Annotated in this window: 5 protein-coding genes; 2 read left to right on the forward strand and 3 right to left on the reverse strand. The window is 45.6% G+C overall.

Translation table 11 applies throughout. From position 1 onward, the window contains the following. Window positions 1-13: 13 nt before the first annotated feature. Window positions 14-688 carry an amino acid ABC transporter permease gene (locus tag C7B77_RS26275; protein WP_106311939.1) on the reverse strand — a complete coding sequence of 225 codons (675 nt, stop codon included), beginning with the start codon at window positions 686-688 and terminating at the stop codon, window positions 14-16. Window positions 689-933: 245 nt separating this feature from the next. Then, window positions 934-1,827 carry a LysR family transcriptional regulator gene (locus C7B77_RS26280; protein ID WP_106311942.1) on the reverse strand — a complete coding sequence of 298 codons (894 nt, stop codon included), beginning with the start codon at window positions 1,825-1,827 and terminating at the stop codon, window positions 934-936. A 160-nt stretch (window positions 1,828-1,987) separates the two neighbouring features. On the opposite strand from C7B77_RS26280, the gene C7B77_RS26285 reads away from it, so the two are divergent. Beyond that, the gene (locus C7B77_RS26285) at window positions 1,988-2,269 is read left to right on the forward strand and encodes a hypothetical protein (RefSeq protein ID WP_106311945.1); all 282 of its coding nucleotides are present in this window, start codon (window positions 1,988-1,990) and stop codon (window positions 2,267-2,269) included. A gap of 8 nt (window positions 2,270-2,277) precedes the next feature. On the opposite strand, the gene C7B77_RS26290 is transcribed toward C7B77_RS26285, so the two are convergent. After that, on the reverse strand, window positions 2,278-2,976 hold the full coding sequence (locus C7B77_RS26290) for a GntR family transcriptional regulator (RefSeq protein WP_106311948.1): 699 nt from the start codon (window positions 2,974-2,976) through the stop codon (window positions 2,278-2,280). Window positions 2,977-3,215: 239 nt separating this feature from the next. Here C7B77_RS26290 and C7B77_RS29425 point away from each other — a divergent pair. Beyond that, on the forward strand, window positions 3,216-3,569 hold a 354-nt coding region (locus C7B77_RS29425; RefSeq protein WP_146138532.1), incomplete at its 3' end, for a hypothetical protein.

The following is a 3,569-nucleotide window of genomic DNA, read 5'->3' on the forward strand; positions in this document are numbered from 1 at the left end:
ATTATCAATTAATTCAACGTCGATACTTTGCAAACTCAAAATATCGCCGCTCGATGATAAATGCCATTGCCTTAATCAGCCATACAATTGCTAGATAAATCAGCGAAATTGCAAAATAAATCTCAAAACTACGGAAGCTACGTGCATTGAGAAAATCACCCACAAAGGTTAAATCTTCGGTCGCAATCTGCGAAACCACACTAGTAAACAAAACTGCTAAAATTACCTGTCCCACCAATGCGGGATAAATATTTGCCAACGCAGGCAACAGAATAATATGTCTAAAAATTGCTAACGGTTTAAATCCCAGAGCCATTCCGGCTTCCACTTGACCTTTAGGGATACTCTCCACCCCCGCACGGACGATCTCTGTTGAATAAGCCCCGAAATTTACTGCTAGCGACAAAATAGCTGCTTGTTCGGCTGTTAATTTAATGCCTAAATTGGGGATGCCAAAGAAGATGAAAAATAGCTGAATCAAATAAGGTGTATTTCTAATCACCTCAACATAAGCCAGCGCGATCGCATCTAGCAGTTTATTTTTGGATGTTCTAAAAATTGCCCCAATGATGCCAATGATTAGTCCGAAGGCGATCGCCAGTAGCGATATTTTGAGGGTCAACCAGGCACCTGCAAATAATAGTCCCAGATTATCCCAGACGATCGAGAACTGAAAGGAGTAGCCCATAGTTCCTCACTGAATTAAAGTAGTCAGAAATCTAGCTTAAATTGTGCCGATCTTCGATTTTAGCCAAATAATGTATTCTGTATACAGTAAATGATTCCTACAAGTGATTTTGTATTTGGGATTACATTGTGAACGTTGGTTCGGGTTAACAATATTGGCATTGCTGAATTGATGTGTGAAATGCGCATGAAACCACAGGGTAGGGGCAATTCATGAATTGCCCCTACCCTGTGGAAACCGCTAATTTAACGATTACCTTCAGGATGCCAATTTTGCTGCTTGAGAATTTCCAAAAAGGCATACACCGCAGGCGGTTGGAGTGCCTCAGCTAAGATAGCTAGCCCGATCGTTCTAAAAAACGGCACTGGTAAATGATAAACCCGCACATTTGCTGGAATCGGTTCCGCTGCTAATCGCGGTAAAATCGTCGCCCCCAAACCTTGTGCCACCAGTCGCACGATCGTCGCGTCAGTCTCTACCTCGTAAGCGATCGGTAAAACATAGCCCAGATCCCGCAGATGACGATGAATCGGCTGCATCATAATCGTCTCGATCGGCGGCATAATTAACGGCTGAGATATCAATTCTGCCCACGTAATTTGTGGTTCTGTGACTGCTGCAAAACTCGGCGGACACAAAGCGACAAACTCATCTTGGAGCATTTCCCAGGTTTGGAATTTGTCACTCGCAGGTAAAAAAGTTACCCCAATATCGGCATCCCCCTGTTGCAAGACTCGTTCGACTTCTAGATAATCTTCATGTTCGGTGACATTGACTGCAATTGCTGGAAACCGCTGATAAAAATCTCCGATTGCCGACGGCAAAATATAGGTGGCAATACTACGGAACGATGCAACTCTAACTTGCCCCCCTGTTAGCCCTCTAACGGCTATTGCGGCTCGATCGATCTCTTCGGCATGTTTGGTAATTTCGCGGGCGTGGATGACGATTTCCGCGCCCACAGCAGTCAATTTTGCGCCGTGTCGTCCCCGCAAAAATAACACCACCCCCAAATGTGCTTCCAAAGCCGCGATCGCATGGCTGACAGCCGACTGAGACATATTCAACTCTACAGCCGCTTCGCTAAAATTGCCCAGCTTGGCGATCGCTACCAAGATCCGAAGCTGAGACAATTTCATCTGGTTCTGAAAATTTGCTTTGCTCACTATTGGTAAATATTATCCACAGTGTCGAGCCTAATATCGAATCTGCTCATATAAACGATGCAAGCTAGTTTTTGTATCTTAAAGCACAGTTATTTATATTAAAAGGGTAAACAAAATTCCAACCCAACAAACGATGAAATTACCAATGACTGGATGCTCTGATTCTTACCGATCGATCGCTAATAAAACACCACGCGCTAGCAATTTACAATCGTTATATTCGGGAGTATCCGAGCTGTGGCAAACGCTCGTCGCACATGTCGCCGGAACTGGCGAACCGCGCGTGTGGCAAACTCGAACCGAACACGATCGTCAATGGAATGCCTACGATCCCAGCACCCAGCAAACCCTGCGCCAAGTTTCCAGCCAAGAATTACGCGTTTGGTTAGAAACCAGACACGCTCGCCTGCGCTAATCGTTCTGTCAGACAGCATTTTGACCTTGTTGAATCTGCTCTAATTCCCTTACTACTCGCGCTTGACTGGCAATTAAATGATCTCGAACTGCGGTGACGGCGCGCTCGGCATCGCGAGCCAAGAGCGCATCATAAATCTGGCGATGCTCCCAGCGCACTTCTAGCACGGCTGGATTACTGAGCATGGTCTGAATGCGGAGTAAAATCATTTTATCGAACAATCGATCGAGTAATGATACCAACCACTCATTCTGAGAACCTTCGGCAATCTCTCGATGAAATTGATAGTCTAAATCTAACAATTGAAAGCTAGTTAATTTGGTCGGCTTGGCAGCAAGTATTTTTTCAGCTTTCTCAATTAAATTCTCGATTTGCTTCAATTGTCGATCGCTAGCATTGGTGCAGGCTGCTCTTACCGATACGTTTTCTAATGCCAATCTGCACTCATACAGCTTGCTAGCATCTTCGCTGGTAAACGTTGCGACTTTCAGCACGCCGCGATCTTCTACTACCAAATCTGCTTGCTGGAGTTGGTGCAGGGCTTCCCGAATCGGCGTTCGGCTCACTTGTAGCTTTTGAGCCAGTTGTGTTTCTACCAACCTTTGCCCCGGCATGAGTTCGCCAGACAAAATGGCACTACGCAAAGCTTGATAAGCCTGCTCTTGCAGAGACTGAGGTCGTTGGAGAGCGCGCGAAGATAACGTCAAAGCAAGTGTTCCTCGATCTAAAACTAGAGCTAACTTAGCGGATTCGCGCTCGTCGGGTTCCCCGACGGTTTAGCGAACCAAGAAACTGAAAATTACCTGTCTAGCAATGATTGTACCAATTGCTACAAATACTCACCCAAATTAATTGTATACAGAATACATGCTTTTCTGTGGCCATCGTCCTACAAGCCTCACAAAACTTAGTCTTCTAGTAGTTTCAAAATTAGAGGGAGCGGAGCTTGGTAAATCTAAATTTAGTCAAACAATTAATTCTGACATCTGCTATTTTTGCAGGAATTGGTGCAATTGCTACTCAAGGCAAGGCAACAGATGTATTGCCCACTCAGGAGCCAGTAACAAAGATACTACCATTAAATTCGCAACTTACAGATCGATTCGGCAGAGCCGATACTTCTGTTGTGTTCTCTTCTCTTCTCTTCTCTTCTCCTCTCTTCTCTTCTCTTCTCTTCGAGACGCTCCGCGAACGAGACGCTCCGCGAACGAGACGCTCCGCGAACCAGAGGCTCCGCGAACCAGAGGCTCCGCCAACGCAAACGATTACCGATTCGCGAATTGGTGCGCCGCTGAGATCG

The organism is Chamaesiphon polymorphus CCALA 037 (assembly GCF_003003845.1).
Classification (GTDB): Bacteria; Cyanobacteriota; Cyanobacteriia; order Cyanobacteriales; family Chamaesiphonaceae; genus Chamaesiphon; species Chamaesiphon polymorphus.